The sequence below is a fragment of the Kineosporia succinea genome (assembly GCF_030811555.1).
In the GTDB taxonomy this organism is placed as follows: Bacteria; Actinomycetota; Actinomycetes; order Actinomycetales; family Kineosporiaceae; genus Kineosporia; species Kineosporia succinea.
Genome location: NZ_JAUSQZ010000001.1, coordinates 6,102,432 through 6,120,143 on the forward strand (window position 1 = coordinate 6,102,432; position 17,712 = coordinate 6,120,143).

Here is a 17,712-nt window from a genome sequence, read left to right on the forward strand (position 1 = left end):
GATGTCCGAATTCCTGGGTCTGGCGGACCTGTCCCCGGGGGCCACCGAGCCTCCGGGGGCAGTGCTGGGCGAGATCCTCGCCGGACCCGAAACCGGTTGGCTGGAGGGCGAATGCGCCGAACCCGACGAGTGGAGCGCGGGCCGGGTCCTCGTGGTCCGGGAGCTCCGGTCGTCGATGTACCCGCTGCTGCGATCCTCCCGGGCGGTCGTCTGCGCCTTCGGGGGACCCGCCGGTCACATGTCGGCCGTCTGCCGGGCCAAGGGCATCACGGTGATCCGGATCCCCGAGGCCGACCTCGTGCGGATGCGCGGGACGGTACGGATCGACCGTTCCCGGGGCCTGATCGATCTCGGGTCGGCCCGTGGCTCCGCGCCGGGTGTTCCGGCCGACGACGTAAGCCGTTCGGCACCACCGGGATCCACCTGCGCGGTCGTCGCGGGCGGGGAGGAGATCGACGCCGTCAACGAATCGGGGTGGGGATCGACGGTCGACCGGTTCTTCGTCCGCGAGGAGTTCCTCTGTCTCGAGGCCGGTCTCAGTCCGCTCGACCTGCTGGCGGCGGGTCCGGACGGGCAGGACCGGTACGCCCGCGAGATGGCGGCGATGATTCTGGGCATGCGCTCGAAGTTGCAGCCGCACCAGAAGATCGTGTACCGCCTCCTGGATCTGCGCTCGGACGACGCGGCCGGCATCACCCGCACGGCCGCGGTCGGGGAGGAGGCGAATCCCGAACTCGGGCTCCACGGCACCCGCTGGATCGTCGAGACACCCGCCTACGTGGACGTGGTCAGGTCAGTGGTGCGCCGGCTGGCCGAGCAGGAGCCAGGCATCCACGACAGTCTCGCCCTGGCCGGCCCCTTCGTCGCCGACTGCCACGAATTCTCCCAGCTCGCGGCAGCTCTCGGCCTTCCCGAACGATGGACGGTGTCGGCGTTCGTGGAGACCCCGGCCGGTGTGTACGACGTGCCGGCGATCTGCCGCGCGGGGGCGGCGGAGGTGTTCATCGGGACCAAGGACCTGGTGCAGCTCTTCCTGGCCGCCGATCGCGGGAACCATCGCGTGGCAGGCAGTTACAACACCCGTCACCCGGCGGTGATCGATGCGCTGGCGCGCGCCATCATGGCGTGCCAGAGCCTGGAGGTGCCGGTGCGGGTCTACAGTTTCGCGCGCGACCTGGACCACTACCTGAGCCGCCTGCCCCGGCCGACGGGATACATCATGGACAGTGCGGAACTGATCGCGCGGCTCGGCTCCCACCCCGGCCGGCGGGCTGAGAGGTGCCTCAGATGACGGGTTCGAGGCCCAGGATGCCGGTCAGGTCCTTCGGGGTGACGGACACGTCGCAGAGTGCCTGCAGGGCCTCCCGGCGGATCGCGACGGTGAGCAGGGGCCGGGTGGCACCCGGCGGCCAGGGCCGCAGGGCGAGGGAGTCGATGCAGGCCGCGAGGTCTGCCGACAGCGTCTCCCGATCGCCGCGTCCCTGCACGGACAGCCTGCGGATCTCCAGGTCACGCGCGCGCAGGGCCAGGTCGCCGGCAGGCGTGCCGGGGCGGGCGAAGAGGGCCTCGCGCACCTGCTCGACTCCCGGACCCGCAGCGGTTCGCGGCTCTTCGAGGGCGTCGAGAATGTCGACGACGACGGACAGCGAGTGGTTCTTGATGGCGGCCAGGTTCAGGGAGAACGCGCCGGAGCGGCCGTTGCGGATGATCTCGTCACCCTCGCGCAGGCAACCGACCAGTGCGACCCGGTGGGCGGGCGTCCCGTCCCGGCGCACCGGATGGCCGTACTCGTCGACCTCGAGGCCCCGGCCGGTGCGCTCGTGCGGGACGGCTGTTCCGGCGGCCAGCAGGTTGCGCCACAGCGGGGAGCCGGCCTTCGTGTAGTCGGGCTGGCGGCCGAAGCTGTCCACCACGAGGTCGCAGGCCATCTCGCGGGTCTGCCCGTCCCGGTGCACCAGGCGCACGACCAGGCCGTCGCCGGACGCCGGGCGGATGTCCTCGACCGTGCCGACGAGGCGGTGCACCTGCTCACCGGAGGCGACCGCGTCGTCCACCGGTGAGACGGCCTGACGCATCGCCCCCACGCGAAGCGTCGCGACAGCCGTACTGAACTCCTGGAGAAGGGATCTGAGCAGCGGCGTGGCCAGGTGGCTCAGGACGGCGGGGGTGTGCGGTTCCCACGCCTTGGCCACCCGCTCGGACACGATGGCCTCGGGCAGGTCCGGGTGGCTCGCGCGGGCCCGGGCACAGGCCGTGCGCCACTCGCGCCCGACGGCCTCCAGAAACCGCGAACGGGAGGCGAAGTCGGCGTCCGCGAAGGCCGGTGCCGGGAGCTCGATGACCTCGTGCGCGTGCTGCTCGGGGTAGGCCCGCAGCGAGGAGCCGGAGCCGGAGGTGAGGTAGATGTCGCCGGTGTGTCCGCGCCGGAGCAGCAGGGTCGTGGTGTCGTAGGCGCTGAGTACCGAGCCGACGATCAGGACCCGGGCACCGCTGGGCAGGTTCTCCAGGGTGCGCACGCCTCGGCGGGTGTACGGCTCCCGCAGATAGGCGGGGTGGTCACGCACACGCGCGGCGTACGCGGGCGTGCGCAGCTCGAGACCGGTGGCCAGGACGACGTAGTCGGCCCTCAGCGTGCGTTCCTCGCCGGCGGCCGACCCGGGCGGGAAAGCGCGGCCCGACACCCGGACCCCGGTGTCGTCGGGGACCAGGTCGTCGATCCGGCCGTGCACCTCGGTCAGCACGACGCCGGGAGCCGCGTCCCGCCGGGCCCGTTCGAGCCGCTGCTCCAGATAGTCCTGGAAGATGCGGCGCGGTGCCGGGCTGTGCTCGAGGAACTCCTGCTCACGCCATTCGGCCGGCCAGCCGGTGCGGTCGGCCTCGGTGTTGGCCCAGCGGATGAAGTCGAACGTGTCCTCTCGGAAGAGGGACATCCGACCCGCCTGGATGTTGAAGATATGGTTCCAGGGGTTGCCCTCCCGGTGGTACGCCGGGCCGGCGCTGCGGAGCTCGGGGCGCCGTTCCCAGATCTGCACCTCGACGGGAGCCCGGGCAGAACCGAGCAGCCGGACGGCCGTGGCCGTGCCGCCCAGGCCGCCTCCCACGACGACCACCACCGAGGGGTGGGTGGGACCGGGACTCATGTCGCTGCTCCTGGTGTCGGCTCAGGGAGAGCTTGCGAGAGGAAACCTCTCACCGGGCTAATGGGTACTATGCCTCAAACCGGAAGCGGCGGGAAGTGCCACAAATTTGACACCGATTGGTGTCAATGTCTGATGGCCAGGGGCTTTCGGGTCGGACAGTGCCTGCCCCCGCGGCGATCGTTTCGAACATCGCTCAGCCGCAGCATGATTCGTGCGGCGACGGTCGTGATGTCGTGCCCGGTGGATGAATACGGGCAGGGGCCGCGGCCTGGTCACGTGGGTGATGGAGCAAGGGACGAGAAGGAAGCCCCTCGAGGCTGTCGCAGACTCGTGGAGCGGGCCCCGCCCCCGAGACTCCCCGGACCCCATGGAGAAGACGATGCCCCTGAAAGATCGCCTACGACGACTTGTTCCCGGAGTCGTGACCCTACTGGTGGCGGCCCTGATGTTCACGGGCGTCCAGGTGGGTCACGGGACTCCGTCGAGTGCCGCGGTGAGCGAAGGGTATTCGTTCAAGGGCCAGCCGCTCGCGATGCCGCCCGGCTACGACGACCAGCCCATGAACACCGTGCGCCGGGTCAATCCCGAGTACGAGAACATCAAGGCCTGGATCTCCTCCGTCGGCGCCAGCATCGCGATGAACGACCTTGTCGGGAACGGGCTTTCCGACGGCGTCTGCGTCGTCGACACCCGCACCGACGCGGTCGTCGTCACCTACACCCCGACCGCGCCCGACGCAGACCGGTTCACGCCGTTCGTGCTGGATCCCGTCGCGCTGCCGATGGACGCGGCCATGGCCCCGACCGGCTGCACGCCCGGCGACTACAACGGCGACGGGCGGATGGACATCCTGGTCTCGTACTGGGGACGCACACCGATCGTCTTCCTGGCGAAGTCCGGGGCCACGGAACTGAGCAACGCGGCCTACCACCCGGTCGAACTCGTACCTCACGAGTCGCCGGACGGCCGCTACCACGGGCCGCGGTGGAACACCGACGCGATCTACGTGGGTGACCTGGACGGCAGCGGGCACCCCTCGATCGTCGTCGGGAACTACTTCCCGGACTCCGACGTGCTCGACCCGAACGGGCTGAAGAACACCACGATGAACACGTCGCTCTCCAGCGCGGTCAACGCCGGGGGTGACCACGTGATGCAGTGGCTCGGCGGCACCTCGGGTGAGAAGCCGACGGTCTCGTACGTCGAGAACAAGAAGGCGATCCCGTACGCGGACGCCACCGGCTGGACGCTGGCCATCGCCGGTGCCGAGCTCACCGACAGCGGCCTGCCGGACCTCTACATCGCCAACGACTTCGGGCGCGACCACCTGCTGCACAACATCTCCACCCCCGGCAACATCCGGTTCAAGACCGTGAAGGGGGAGCGGACCCCGACCACGCCCAAGTCGTTCGTGCTGGGCAAGGACTCCTTCAAGGGCATGGGGGTCGACTTCGCCGACATCAATGGCGAGGGCAAGTTCGACATCCTGGTCAGCAACATCGACCAGGCGTGGGGCCTGGAGGAGAGCAACTTCGTCTTCGTGAACAACAGCGAGAGCCGAGCCGACATGGCCGATTCGCTGAGCAAGGGCGTGGCGCCCTTCACCCAGGAGGCGGCCGACTACGGACTGGCCTGGACCGGCTGGTGCTGGGACGTCAAGGCCGGCGACTTCCTGAACAACGGCGACATGAGCGTCGTGCAGGCGACCGGCTTCGTCCAGGGCGAGACCGACCGGTGGGCCTGGCTGCAGGAGATGGCCATGATGAACGACGTGCTGCTGAGCACGCCCAAGATGTGGCCGAAACTGACACCTGGTAGCGACATCTCGGGCCACAACGTGCTCGCCTTCTACGCCCGCTCGTCCAAGGACGGGGCATACGTCAACATCAGCAAGGAACTGGGGATCACCGACGACACGCCCACCCGGGCGATCGCCACCGCCGACACGACGGGAACCGGCGCCCTCGACTTCGCCGTCGCCCGGCAGTGGGGCCCGCCGGTCTTCTACGCCAACACGGCCACCGACCGGGGCAACGCCCTCGACCTGAACCTCTACCGGCCCAGCGTCGACGAGGCGTCGGCCGGAAGCGGCCTGGCAGGCCTGGGAGCCCCGGCCTACAACGCCACCGTCACCGTGAAAACACCGTCGGGCACGCAGACCTCGCAGCTGGACGGCGGTGGTGGCCACAGCGGGTTCCGCAGCTTCGGGGTCCACTTCGGGCTCGGTGACCACTCCGGCGCGACGTCGGTGGAGGTGAAGTGGCGGGACGTGGACGGCACCCTGCACCGCGAGACCACGCAGCTGGCCCCGGGCACGCACAACCTGATGCTCACCGACACGATCGAGGAGGTTTCCGGACGATGACCACGACCGCAGAACAGCAGGCCGCCGACAGCGCCGGAACGCAGCGACCATCAACTCCGGCACCCACGACGCAGCCCGGGCCGACGTCACCCTCCGGGCCGGCCACCCCGCCGGGGCCCATCGCCGAGAAGAAGCCCGCCGACCCGCGCTACCTGGCCCTGCGTAACTTCGCGATCTCGATCAGCATCTTCAACATTCTCGGTTACACCGTGCTGGGCTTCGAGCAGCCCTGGCTGTGGCCGATCATCTCGGTGCTGTTCGCCTACAGCGTCGAGATCGTGCTGGAGTACGTCAGCGCCTGGGCCCAGCAACGCGAGCCGCGGTTCCAGGGCAAGGGCGCGCGGGGGATGTACGAGTTCCTGCTGCCCTCGCACATCACCGCGCTGGCCGTGAACATGCTGCTCTACGCGAACGACCTGATTCTGCCGATCCTGTTCGGGGTCTTCGTCGGGGTCGCCGGCAAGCACGCCCTGCAGGCACCCATCAACGGGCGCATGCGGCACTTCATGAACCCGTCGAACTTCGGGATCGCCGCCACCCTGCTGTGTTTCGGGTCCTGGGTCAGCATCTCGCCGCCGTACATGTTCGTCGAGCACGCCAACAACCTCTTCCGGCTCCTCGTCCCCATGCTCATCCTGACGTCCGGAACCGTGATCAACGCACTCCTGACCAAGCGGGTGGCGCTGATCATGGGCTGGGTGGGCGGGTTCGTGATCCAGGCCCTCATCCGCTGGGCCATCTGGGACATCTCGCTGTACTCGGCCCTCGGGCCGATCACCGGGGTGGCCTTCGTCCTGTTCACCAACTACATGATCACCGACCCGGGCACGACCCCGACGAAGGCCCGGGCGCAGTTCATGTTCGGCGCGTCCGTGGCCGGGGTGTACGGCATCCTGATCGCGATGAACGTCGTCTACACGCTCTTCTTCGCCACCGCGATCGTCTGCGGGCTGCGAGGTCTCGGCTGGTGGGCGGTGCACTGGCGGCGCACGTACGAGGCGCGCGCCGCCGCACCGCAGCCCGAGGCGCGTGAGGCGGTTCCCGCACCCGTGGCCTGACCCGGGAACCTCCCGGTCGGTGAGCGTGGACCGTGGTTCGGTCCACGCTCACCGGCATGCCCGTCACCGCCGCCCGGCGAACGGGCACGCTCGAAGATGCACGGCCGCCGACACCACTGTCAGGCTGGTCGAGCCCGCGTCCTGCGCCCGTGACAATCCTGATCGGGGTCGCGAGCGGCATCCCACGGCCCGCTCGATCCGCGCCGTTCGATGCTCCTGTGTCCGCATGCAGCAGTAGGGAGATGCTTGATGAGCACGAGCACGTGGGGCCGGTTACGCACGACCTTGCTCATGCCCGACCAGTCCGAGGTCACCTTCGCCCGCCGGGGATTCACCCCCGGTGAGCCGCAGGCCCAGAAGCGGCTGGAGGAGACGGGAGCGACCTTCCTGCACGGTCTGGAGCTGGCGCTGCAGAGCCGCCGGCCCTCGGACTTCACCGGGACCCTCGACCGTCTCGAGCCCCAGCTCCGCGGGTTCGCCTACGAGGGCGCCGGCATGGGCATGGCCATCGGCGACGCGGTCTCGGCGTTCCCCCGGCGTCAGTCGGCCGCCCTGGCCGCGGGGGCCGGTGCCGCCCACAAGTACATGCTCCAGGTCGGGGTCGGCTGGGCCATGGCCCGGGTGCCGCGGATGCTCTGGGGCCGGCTCGACCTGCACGACCCGCTGCTGCGCTGGCTGGCCCTGGACGGGTACGGCTTTCACGAGGCCTACTTCAGCACCGAGAAGTACGTGCGCCGTCAGGCCCCGATCCGGATGCGCCCGCCCTGGCCCGACCCCTCGGGTTACGCGCCCCGGGCCCTGGATCAGGGAGTGGGCCGGGCGTTGTGGTTCGTCTGCGGCGCCGACGTGGAGCGGGCGGCGGCCCAGATCTCGTCGTTCGCCCCGTCGCGTCAGTCCGACCTCTGGGGCGGTCTCGGGTTGGCGGCCACCTACGCCGGTTACGTTCAGGGCGATCAGCTGGAGCGGCTGCGGGTGCTGGCGGGGCCGTACGAGCCCGACCTGGCGCAGGGATCGGCGTTCGCCGCCCAGGCCCGGCTGCTGGCCGGGCTGGTGGTCCCGCACACCTCGACGGCGGTGCGGGCCCTGTGCGGCACCACGGTCGAGGAGGCCGGCGCGCTGACCGACGAGGCGCTGCACGACCTCCCGGCGGACGGCCCGCGGGAGCCGGCGTTCGAGGTCTGGCGCCGCCGGATCAAGCAAGCGCTGCCGGTCGCCGCTCCCTGACGCCTGGTTCGCGCACGGACGCGTTGATGCGAGGAACGCCGGACCGGTTGCCCCGGTCCGGCGCACAGGATCAGGGACCCGGGCCCGGCGCGGTGGAGGAGAACGCTCATGTGGCAGGTGCCGGTGCGAAAGATGCTGCGCGGCAAGTCGTTCGCCCAACTCCGGCACGTGGCGCCGGTGACCCGGGGCGCAGGCGTGGACCGCGTGTACCGCGAGATGGAGCAGGAGTTCGGGATCCTGGCGCCCCCGATGCTCCTGCACGCCTCCAGCCCGCCCGTGCTGTCGGCGGCGTGGAACCTGTTGCGGGAGACCCTTCTCGTGCCCCGGGAGGCCACCCGCGCGGAGAAGGAGACCGTGATGGTGACCGTCTCCGAGGCCAACCGCTGCCCCTACTGCGTCGAGGTGCACTCCGGCATGCTGACCGGACTGCTCGGGCCACAGGCCCGGCCCGGCCGCCGGCCGGAGCGGGTGGACGCGCTGGCCCGCTGGGTGCAGGCGGGTCGTGATCCCGAAATCATTGCGGCGCAACCACTCTGGTTAGGTGCCCCCGTGGGTGAGCTGATCGCCGTGGTGACCATGATGGAGTACCTGAACCGCGTGGTGAGCGTCTTCCTGGGGGACAAGCCGCTGCCCCCGGGCGCGCCGCCGGTGGCCGCGAGGGTCGTCGGCCCGGTGCTGGCCCGGCTGCAGCTGCACGCCGAGCGCACCCCGCCGGTTCCGGGCCGGGCGCTCGACCTCCTGCCCGCCGCCGCGAACGATGCCGATCCCCGTGCCGACCTGGGCTGGGACCCGGGTGACGACGGGCTGACGGAGGCACTGCGTCGCGTGCGGGCGGCGATCGAGGCGGCGGGGGAGAGGTCCGTGCCGGTCGGGGTCCGCGAGTGCGTCCGGGACGTGGTCGCGCGCTGGAGCGGCGAGGCGCCGCCGCTGGGTCGCGCCTGGCTGACCTCGGCCGTGGACGGCCTGCCGGCCGCCGAGAGGGCCGCGGGGGAACTGGGCGTCCTCACGGCCCTGGCGGCCTACCGGGTCGAGGACGCCACGGTCGCGGCCTTCCGCGCCGCCGGGGGTGACGACGCGGCGCTCGTCGAGCTCACCGCGTGGGCGAGCCTGACCGCGGCCTTCGAGATGGGCCGCCGCACCGCGTCGCGGCTGGGGCTGGGCGTCTGAGACCGGGCGTCGGCGGGCGCCGCTGAGAGGCCTGCGGGTTTTCGTCAAGGGGCGCCTGCTTGAGGACGCGCCGGTCACCCCGGGAGCGCGGGTCACCGCCCGGATCGGTCGGCTGGTGCGGTGGTCGGGCTGTGCGGTGCTCTCGGTGCGCGGTGCTCTCGCTGTGCGGCGGTCCGGGCCTGGTTTGGGCCTGGGCCGGTCCGGTCCGGTCCGGTCGTGGGCATTCCGGCTGTGTGCGGACCGGATCGCGAGAGGACAGGCCCGTCTGGCGTTCTGCCCGGTCCGGCGATCTGCCCCGGCCGGACCGTGACGGGCTGCGTGTCGTCTGGTGCCCCGCCGTGGGTCCTCGGTGAGCCCCCGAGAGACCCCCCGAGAGCCCGCCGAGAGCCCGCCGAGAGCCCGCCGACAGCCCGCCCTGAGCCCGCCGCGAGCCCTTCGCGAGCCCGCCCTGAGCCTGCCGCGAGCCCCCGTGAGCCCTTCGTGAGCCCGCCCTGAGCCCGCTCTGAGAACCCCGTGAGCCTTCTGCCGCCCCGGGTCGTCCTGGTGCCGCGAGCGTCGGGCTCTGTCTGCCTGAACCCCGCCCGGGCGACTCCTTTTCGGCCCTCCCGTCGCGGTCCGCCGAGCGTCCGGCGTCCCGGCTCCGTGGCTTCGCGCGCCGGCCGGACCTCAGGGTGCGGTGTGACTGATTGCTGTCCGGACAACCGATCTGGCGCGAGCGGCGACCGCCACCCCTCGTCACGAATCAGAATCCCGCTCTGCGCTCTGGGGATGCCCGCGCCCGGGGTACGGCCGCTGCAGACCCAAAGCGCCCTTGCCGTAGATGATCTCGGCTCTCTGGCGGCCGGTGCGAGAGAGTCGATCATGGCGCGTCCGGGTGAAGGTCAAACCGGCTCTGCGGTAATGAATTACGCAACATCGGGGAAACCTATTCTCTGACTTTCCTTTAAAATAACGCCTGCTCGCCAAGTTGTTCCGTCGAACAATGGTGACCTTTCCGTGGTGCGCTTACAGTCAATCCATGAGCATCCTGGTCGAGGGGCGCGAAAGTATCGGGTGGGCCGAGGAAAACAATGTTCACCGGCGCTTCGCTCGTCATGAATTGGCGGTACTCCGCTCCATCAACCTGCTGCGGGCCAATCTTTCCGATCAGCCGACCGTGGCGATGATGGCGGAATGGGCCTTCTTCAGTAAATTCCATTACACCCGTGTTTTTCAGCGCATGATCGGAATGGCGCCCGGGCAGTTCCTGTCCGAGTACCGGATGGTGCTGGCCGAGGAACTGCTCGACGAGACCGATCTGAGTTTCACCGAGATCACCTATCGGGTGGGGTATGCCAGCGTCGGCACGTTCAGCTCGCGGTTCAAGAAGATCGTGGGCGTGCCACCGACGACCTTCCGGCAGCGACGCCGGCGGCCCTGCCCGCCCGAAGAGGACTGTCCCCGGGGCGAAGTCCGTCCCGAGGCCCGGATGGTCCTGATGGCGATCGAGAACGCCAAGAGCGTGGCGGACGCCGACCTGCCGTTCTGAGCCCGGTCCCTGCCGTCCCGGTGGGAGTCTCAGGGGGAGCCCCTCAGGAGGGGCCGGGCAGGGCGGTCGCCTCGTCGGCGTCGGCGGCACGGGCCTCGAGGTCGCGGGCCATGATCATCCAGGCCCGGGCCGCCTGCCGGATCAGCCGCACCGTGGCGTCCAGGCGGTGGGCGGGTACCCCGAGGGTGAGGCGGTTGCTGTCGTCACCCGTCAGCACCATTCCCCGCAGCCGGGCCAGCAGTTCGCGACCACCGGCCGTTCGGCACATCGCCGGATCCCGCACCAGCCGCTCCAGCAGGATGCTGGGCAGGGCGGCGGCGGGCAGGTCGTCCATCGCGCCGGTCACCATCCGCAGCTCCGGTGAGGCGGGCACCGGCTGCGGGTCGCCCGAGCTCAGGAGTTCCCGGTGCACGCGGTGGGCGGTGCCGAGGGATATGCCCGCGGCCGCGGCGACCTGGCGCTGAGTCGCCTCCGGGTTCGCCAGGAACAGTTCCCGGGCCACGAGTTTCCCGGCCTCCGTCGACAACGGGCGTCGCCGGCCGTCGGCCCCTCGGCGCACGACCTCGCCCGCCGGCGTGTTCGACTGGCCCGTTGGAACGGTTGAACAGGTGCGCACCCGGGCCACCGTTCCCGGGGAGACCCCGGCGAGGGTGGCCACGTGCCGGTTCGACAGGTCGGGACTCAGCTCCAGCACCCGGGCCACCGCCTGCCGGCGGTCGGCCCTGGTCAGCGGCAGCCCGTGCCGGGCGTTCGCGCTCAGGGACAGGCTCAGGAGATCCAGCTCGCTGCCGCTGACCAGCTTCGCGGTGATGGTGTGCCGTCCGGCGTGCAGCGCGGCCGCCACCCGGTGGGCTCCGTCGATCAGCTCGAGCGATGCCCGGTTCAGCAGGATGGGGGGAATGTCGTCCAGGACCTCGACGAGGCGTTCGACGTGCTGCTGGTCGAGGCCACCCAGGCGCAGTCCCGGGCCCGGACGGATCGCCTCGAGAGGAACATCGTCCTCCACCACGGCGCTGGGCATGGATGGCTCACGTCCCCCCTGCTAGTCCCGACGTGAGGACCAGTCCTTCGCCGTCGCGAAGAAGGACTGATGCTCGTGACCCTAGGTCGTCGGCCGCGGTCCCCCTACTTTTCGCGTGCCGAACGTCGTCTGCGACCTCACGATAGGTCACTTTGCACACAATGGACCCATTCCTTCACGCGTGTCACGCCCATCGTCGGATTTGCGCACGATCGTTCCTGGTGACCGTGAGCGTCCGTGAGCACGCCAGGAGGTGGTCGCACCGGGCCCGGCACCGGACATTGGTCGCAGGTGGGTGCGCCCGTCGCGTACCTGGTTGTCGCGGAGGGAGTCCGGCCGGTGCATGCACTGATGGCAAGGATCCGGTGGGGGCTCCTCGGGGTCCCCGAACGGGAGGTCGATCCCGAGCGGAGGGGTTTCGCCGAGTGGGAGGCGGGCCCGTCCCGCTGCGAGGACGTCGGGCGCTCGTTCCTCACCGGGTACCGGGCGGGTCTGGTCGAGCCGGGGGCGGTGAGCGCCGTCCGGTCGCTGGCGGACCTGGACGACGATCTGCGGGGTTTCGCCATGGAGGGCCTGGGCATGGCCGCGGCCCTGCGGGACGTTCTCCGGCCGGGCGGCCGGCACTTCCGCGACCTGCTGGCCTGTGCCGGTGAGCGGCACGTGTACATGATCCACGTCGGCCTCGGCTGGGCCCTGGCCCGCACCCCGCGCCCGCTGTGGCCCTCGTTGAGCCGGCTGGACCCGGTGCACGCGGCCCTGGTCCTGGACGGGTACGGGTTCCACGAGGTGTTCTTCCGGACCCGCCGGGTCTTCGACGAGCTCGGGGTCGGCTTTCCCCTGTCCGCCTGGCCCGGCCGTCCGCAGGACGCGCACCAGCACCTGATGCAGGGCGTCGGCCGGGGCCTGTGGTTCGTGGCCGGTGGCGGCCCGGCCCGGCTGGCGGACTACGTCGGCCGTTTCGCGCCCTCGGCGGCCGGTTCCCTGTGGGCCGGCGTCGGCCTGGCCGCCGCCTACGCCGGGGGCCGCGACGAGGCCGGCCTGCGCGAACTGCGGGCCACCAGCGGTGAGTACAGCCCGTGGCTGCGGCAGGGCGCGACCTTCGCCGTCGGCGCCCGGGACCGCGCCGGAGCCAGCGTGGAACACACCCACCTCGCCGCCCGCGTCCTGTGCGACGGGACGGTGGAGACCGTGCACGCCCTGGCCCGGGCCCATCTGCCCCGCTCCGGGGTGGTGGACGCGGGGGACTGGTCGGCCGCGGCCCGCTGGCGCTGCGAGGTGGCCGGGTACTACGCCACCCACGCCCCCGACCGCGACGGCCACGACGGCCACGACGGCCACGAACCCGTCGACCGAGACGTCGACGCGGTGGGCGCCCGGCTGGTGGGTGCCCGGTGAGCGGCTGGGCGCACCTCGGCCCGGCGCAGACCGCCCGGACCCTGGTCGTGATGATGCGGGACAAGCTCGCGACCCTCACCCGGCTGAGCCTCGAGCACCCCGAGGGCGTGGTGGTCCGGCTGCCCCGGCGCCGGCTGATCGTGCTCAGCGACCCGCAGCAGGTGCGGCAGCTGCTGGTCGACGAGGCGGACAAGTACGCGAAGGGCCTGGGCCAGGCCGAGTCCGGGCGCTGGCTCGGGCACGGGGTGCTGGTCGCGCACGGCACCGAGTGGAGCGACCAGCGCACCCCGGTCGCGAGCCGGCTGGCCGCCCGCCGCGTGCAGCGCCTGGGCCCGCAGGTCGACGAGCTGGCCCGGGCCAGCGTGGCGGCCTGGGCCGGGCCGGAGTGGACGGACCTGGACCCCCGTCACCACGTGGCCCAGTACACGCTCGACTGCCTGGGCCTGGCCATGGGTTTCACCGCTCCCCGCGCCGACGAGGTGGTGCCCTCGTTCGACCGGATCCAGGACCAGATCATGTTCGAGACCATCACCCAGCAGCTCGTGCCGACCTTCGCGCGTCCGTTCGCCTCCCGCCGCGCCCGCGCCGACCAGGAGCTTCTGCTGGAGGCGGCCCGCCGCGCCCTGGCCACCGGCGACACCCCCGACGCGGCCTGGGCGACCCCGGACCGGCTGCTCACCCTGCTGCTGGCCGGCTACGAGACGACGGCGGCCACGATCGCGTGGGCCCTGATGTACCTGAGCCGCCGCCCGGAGATCCAGCGCGCGCTGGCCCGCCCGCCGGAGGACCCCGCCGCCGTCTCCCTCACCGCGGTCTTCCGGGAGGTGACGCGGCTGCGCCCACCGGTCTGGCTGATCAGCCGGCGGGCACTGACCTCGCACCGGATCGGCACCGAGCGGGTGCACCGGGGCGACGACGTGGTGGTCTGCGTCCACGCCCTGCACCACGACCCGGCCTGGAGCCGCGAGGGCAGGTTCGAGCCCGGGCGCTCGCAGAGCGGGCGGCGCCTGGACTTCGGGCAGGGACCGCGGGCCTGTCCCGGGGGCGCGCTGGCCGACCTCGAGGCGGCCACCTGGCTGCGCCGGGCCTGCCAGGAACTGGAGTTCGACCTGGTGCCCGGGGTGGTCCCGGATCCCGTGGCCCGGATGTCGCAGGCTCCCGGGCCGTTCACCGTCCGGGTCCGGGCGCGCCGTCCGGCCGCCTGAGCGGTTCCACCCCTCGGACGTGACGGAGGCGGCCGCCCCTCGGGCCGGCCGCCTCCGTGCTTTGCCGGAAAGTGCTCAGGCCGCGGCCAGTTCGACGACGGACATGAAGGAGCGCCCCGGAACGGGGTGCACGGCCCGGACGCCCAGGCCCGCCTTCGCGCCCAGGGCCGCGATCGCGTCCAGACCCCGTTCGCGTCCTCCCATGTACACCATCATCCGCAGGTCCATCGCGGTGTCCGGGGCCTCTCCTCCGGCCCCGATCGCCTCCACGACCATCACGCGGCCCCGTGCCCCGGCCGCGTCGGCGCAGCCGGTCAGCAGCGCGACCGCCGCCTCGTCCGACCAGTCGTGCAGGACCGCGGACAGCAGGTAGGCCCCGGCCCCGGCCGGGAGCGGGTCGAAGAAGCTTCCCGCGACCACGTCGGCCCGCCCCTCCAGCCCCCGCTCGAGGAACGTCCGGCGGGCCTGGGCGGCGGGCCCCGGCAGGTCGACCAGGGTGCCCCGCAGCCCGGGGTGAGCCGTCAGCAGGTCGGCCAGCAGGGTGCCGTTGCCGCCACCCACGTCGACCACGTGCCGCAGCGCCCCCCAGTCCAGGCTCTGCGCCAGCCCCCGCACGTCGGTGCGGGTGTGCCGCGCCATCAGGGCGTCGAACGAGCGGGCCAGGTGCGGGTCGTGATCGAGGTCCTCCCAGAACGTCCGCCCGTTCCGGACCGGGTAGGCCGGTTCCCCGGTCCGGACCGAGTGCAGGAGGTCGACGAAGCTCAGATCGCCCCGCCCGACCGCCCCGGCGACGTCGAGCCAGTCCCGGGAACGGTTCTCCTGCAGTTCTTCCCCCAGGGCGGTGAGGCGGTAGGCGCCCTCGTCCCGTTCCAGCAGGCCGGTCGTCACCAGGTGGTCCAGCAGCCGCCCGAGCGCGTCCGGGTCGGCGTCCACCTGCCGGGCCAGCCGCTGGGCCGTGGCCGGGCCGGCCGCGAGCCGGTCGGCCAGGCCCAGGGTGGCCGCCACCCGGATCGCCATCGGGGTCGCCAGATCGGCCAGGGACCGCACCCCGGCGCGCCTGTTCGCATCCATGATTCTCCGCCCGTCCGCTGTCGTCCGTCGTCGTCCGCCGGGCTCCAGCCTGCCGCGACGACCGGCCGGTGCCCTTGTCGCAGGGTGCTCGGTCCGGGCCCGGAAGCGTTACGGCACGCGGGAACACGCCGGCGCCGTCCCGGACGGGTCATCGTGGGTCCGGTGGTACGTCGGGAGGAGTGACGATGGGCCCGGGCAGCATCGGGACGAAGGTCGGGACGATGGACGGGACGAAGGCGAGTCTGAGGGTGCGGTCCAGGACCCTGGTCGCCCGGGACGTCGTGGCCCTGGAACTGGAGGCCGTGACCGGCGCACGGCTGCCGGACTGGACCCCCGGCGCCCACATCGAACTGGAACTGCCCGGCGGCCTGGTCCGCCCCTACTCGCTGTGCGGCGACCGGCACGACGCGGGCCGGTACCGCATCGGGGTCCGCCGCGAACCGGCCGGCCGGGGCGGTTCGGCCTACGTCCACGACCGGCTCGACGTCGGCAGCGAGGTCGCCGCGTCCGCTCCCCGCAACCGGTTCCCCCTGATCCCCGCGGTGCGCTACCGCTTCGTGGCGGGGGGCATCGGCATCACGCCGCTGCTGCCGATGATCTATCAGGCGCAGTGCACCGGGGTGCCCTGGGACCTGCTCTACCGGGGCCGGGCGCGCGCGGGGATGCCGTTCCTGGACGAGCTGGCCACCTACGGCGACCGGGTCACCGTCAGCGCCGGGGACGAGCACGCCCGCCCGGACGTCGCCGCGTGGATCGGGGCGGCCGGCCCCGACGCCCTCGGGGAACACGTCTACGTCTGCGGCCCGGCCCCGCTGATCGACGCCGCGCGCGCCGCGACCGCCGGGCGCCCGGCCGGCCTGTTCCACAGCGAGCGTTTCGTGGCCCGGGCGCAGGAGTCGTCCGGGGGCCCGGACACGTTCGAGGTGGTCCTGGCCCGCCGGGGGCGGACGGTCACCGTCGGCCCCGGCGTCTCGGTCCTGGACGCGGTGCGCGCGGCGGGCGCGGAGGTGATGTCGTCGTGCGGGCAGGGCGTCTGCGGCACCTGCGAGACCGTCGTGCTGGAGGGGCGTCCGCATCATCGTGACTCGGTGCTCGAGGACGACGAGCGCGAGGAGTCGGGCCTGATGTATCCCTGCGTCTCGCGCTCGCACGGCCGCCGCCTGGTGCTGAACCTCTGATGGACGGGGAGCCCGGCCGCCGGCCGCCGGAGATCGACGTCGACCCGTTCGACGAGCGGGTGCTGGCCGATCCGTACCCGCTGGACGCGACGATCCGGGACACCGCGGCCGTCGTGCGGCTGCGCGCCCACGACGTCTACGGCATCGCCCGCTACCAGGACGTGCGGGCGGCCCTGCAGGACTGGCAGACCTTCCGGTCCGGGGCGGGCGCCGGCCTGGTCGACTTCTGGGCCCGGGAACCTCGTCGTCCTCTCAGCGTGGTGCTCGAGGCGGACCCACCGTGGCACGACGCCCCCCGCCGGATCCTGGAGGACCTGCTGGGCCCCTCCACCCAGCGCCGGATGCGGGAGGAGTGGACGCGGGCCGCCGACGAGCTGGTGGACCGAGTCCTGCCGCCCGGATCCGGGGAATCCCGGGAATTCGACGGTTTCGGCGATCTGGCCCGGACCTTTCCGCTGAACGTCATGGGAACGGCTCTCGGCATCCCGGAGGAGGGCCGTGAACACATTCTCGAATTCAGCGACTTCCTGCTGAACGGTTTCGGGCCCCGCAACGAGCTGGCCCGGGCCGGGAGGAATCAGGCCCCGTGGCTGGCGGAATGGGTCGCCCGCAACTGTGAGCGCGACGTCTTCACCCGGGGGAGTCTCGGCGACCAGATCTGGTCGGCGGCCGACCGCCGGCAGATTCTTCCCGCCCAGGCGCTCGGTCTGGTGCGTTCCATCTTCGCCGCCGGTTTCAACACGACCGTCCATTCGCTGGCGGCGGCGCTGCACGCGTTCTCGACCGAACCGCGGCAGTGGGAGTTGCTGCGCGACGACCCGGCCCTGCTGCGTCACGCCTTCGACGAGGTGCTGCGCTGGGCGAGCCCGATCCAGACGTTCTTCCGAACCACCGCGGCCCCGGCGGTGATTGACGGCCTGACCATCCCGCCCGGCAGCAAGGTGCTGCTGTTTCTCGGTGCGGCCAACCGGGACCCGCGCCGCTGGAAGGATCCCGAACGCTTCGACCTGACCCGAGACCCGTCCGGGCATCTGGGTTTTGGGTTCGGCGTGCACCAGTGCGTCGGCCAGCACCTGGCCCGGCTGGAGGCGGAATGCCTGCTGGCCGCGCTCCGGCGCCGGGTCCGGCGGCTGGAACCGGCCGGGCCGCCGCGCCGCCGCCTGAACAACACGGTGCGCGCCTGGGAGTCGTTGCCGCTACGGGCCGAGCTGGTCAGCGGCGTGCGGACGTCTGCGCCGGGTCCGGGCTGAGCTTTTCGTCGCAATGGCGCTACTAACGGTTGCTAGACTGAACTGTACGGGGGATCAGCGCGGCCATGCATTTTTCGTCCCTCGGGTTCACCTGCTCACAGACGAGAGGA

The 17,712-nt window shown here is 71.9% G+C and carries 13 protein-coding genes; 10 read left to right on the forward strand and 3 right to left on the reverse strand.

Going from position 1 to position 17,712, the window contains the following annotated elements; genetic code table 11:
• Position 1 precedes the first annotated feature (1 nt).
• Entirely contained in the window at positions 2–1,291 is a 1,290-nt protein-coding gene (locus J2S57_RS26960; RefSeq protein ID WP_307248018.1) for a putative PEP-binding protein, read from the forward strand.
• Here J2S57_RS26960 and J2S57_RS26965 read toward each other — a convergent pair.
• Positions 1,284–3,140 carry an FAD/NAD(P)-binding protein gene (locus J2S57_RS26965; RefSeq protein WP_307248019.1) on the reverse strand — a complete coding sequence of 619 codons (1,857 nt, stop codon included), beginning with the start codon at positions 3,138–3,140 and terminating at the stop codon, positions 1,284–1,286. The genes J2S57_RS26960 and J2S57_RS26965 overlap by 8 nt on opposite strands.
• A 445-nt stretch (positions 3,141–3,585) precedes the next feature.
• Between J2S57_RS26965 and J2S57_RS26970 the strand changes: the two genes are divergently transcribed.
• The 5 genes from J2S57_RS26970 to J2S57_RS26990 all read left to right on the forward strand — a co-directional run bounded on the left by J2S57_RS26970 (position 3,586) and on the right by J2S57_RS26990 (position 10,482).
• Positions 3,586–5,505 carry a CRTAC1 family protein gene (locus J2S57_RS26970; RefSeq protein WP_370882711.1) on the forward strand — a complete coding sequence of 640 codons (1,920 nt, stop codon included), beginning with the start codon at positions 3,586–3,588 and terminating at the stop codon, positions 5,503–5,505.
• Positions 5,502–6,563: an enediyne biosynthesis protein UnbU gene (locus J2S57_RS26975; RefSeq protein ID WP_307248024.1), complete on the forward strand. Its 1,062-nt coding sequence runs from the start codon at positions 5,502–5,504 to the stop codon at positions 6,561–6,563. Before J2S57_RS26970 ends, J2S57_RS26975 begins: the two co-directional genes overlap by 4 nt.
• A gap of 249 nt (positions 6,564–6,812) precedes the next feature.
• A complete protein-coding gene (locus tag J2S57_RS26980; protein ID WP_307248026.1) occupies positions 6,813–7,787 on the forward strand; it encodes a DUF1702 family protein in 975 nt (324 codons plus the stop codon).
• A 108-nt stretch (positions 7,788–7,895) separates the two neighbouring features.
• The gene (locus tag J2S57_RS26985; RefSeq protein WP_307248028.1) at positions 7,896–8,954 is read left to right on the forward strand and encodes a carboxymuconolactone decarboxylase family protein; all 1,059 of its coding nucleotides are present in this window, start codon (positions 7,896–7,898) and stop codon (positions 8,952–8,954) included.
• 1,018 nt (positions 8,955–9,972) lie between these two features.
• Positions 9,973–10,482 (forward strand): helix-turn-helix transcriptional regulator, encoded by a 510-nt coding sequence (locus J2S57_RS26990; protein WP_307248030.1) that lies wholly within the window; start codon positions 9,973–9,975, stop codon positions 10,480–10,482.
• A 43-nt stretch (positions 10,483–10,525) separates the two neighbouring features.
• Here J2S57_RS26990 and J2S57_RS26995 read toward each other — a convergent pair whose 3' ends face one another.
• Complete coding sequence (locus tag J2S57_RS26995; protein WP_307248032.1) at positions 10,526–11,503, reverse strand: hypothetical protein; 978 nt, start codon at positions 11,501–11,503, stop codon at positions 10,526–10,528.
• 351 nt (positions 11,504–11,854) lie between these two features.
• Here J2S57_RS26995 and J2S57_RS27000 point away from each other — a divergent pair, with 351 nt between their 5' ends.
• Together J2S57_RS27000 and J2S57_RS27005 are read left to right on the forward strand one after the other, a co-directional pair.
• Positions 11,855–12,898, forward strand: coding sequence for a DUF1702 family protein (locus tag J2S57_RS27000; protein WP_307248034.1), 1,044 nt, complete (start codon positions 11,855–11,857; stop codon positions 12,896–12,898).
• A complete protein-coding gene (locus J2S57_RS27005; RefSeq protein WP_307248036.1) occupies positions 12,895–14,103 on the forward strand; it encodes a cytochrome P450 in 1,209 nt (402 codons plus the stop codon). Before J2S57_RS27000 ends, J2S57_RS27005 begins: the two co-directional genes overlap by 4 nt.
• Positions 14,104–14,178: 75 nt before the next feature.
• Here J2S57_RS27005 and J2S57_RS27010 read toward each other — a convergent pair whose 3' ends face one another.
• Positions 14,179–15,174 carry a methyltransferase gene (locus J2S57_RS27010; protein ID WP_307248037.1) on the reverse strand — a complete coding sequence of 332 codons (996 nt, stop codon included), beginning with the start codon at positions 15,172–15,174 and terminating at the stop codon, positions 14,179–14,181.
• Between the two features lie 185 nt (positions 15,175–15,359).
• Here J2S57_RS27010 and J2S57_RS27015 point away from each other — a divergent pair, with 185 nt between their 5' ends.
• On the forward strand, positions 15,360–16,352 hold the full coding sequence (locus tag J2S57_RS27015) for a PDR/VanB family oxidoreductase (RefSeq protein ID WP_307248039.1): 993 nt from the start codon (positions 15,360–15,362) through the stop codon (positions 16,350–16,352).
• Positions 16,352–17,602, forward strand: a complete 1,251-nt coding sequence (locus J2S57_RS27020) for a cytochrome P450 (RefSeq protein WP_307248041.1) — start codon at positions 16,352–16,354, stop codon at positions 17,600–17,602. The genes J2S57_RS27015 and J2S57_RS27020 overlap by 1 nt, the downstream gene beginning before the upstream one ends.
• The last annotated feature ends 110 nt before the right edge of the window (positions 17,603–17,712 follow it).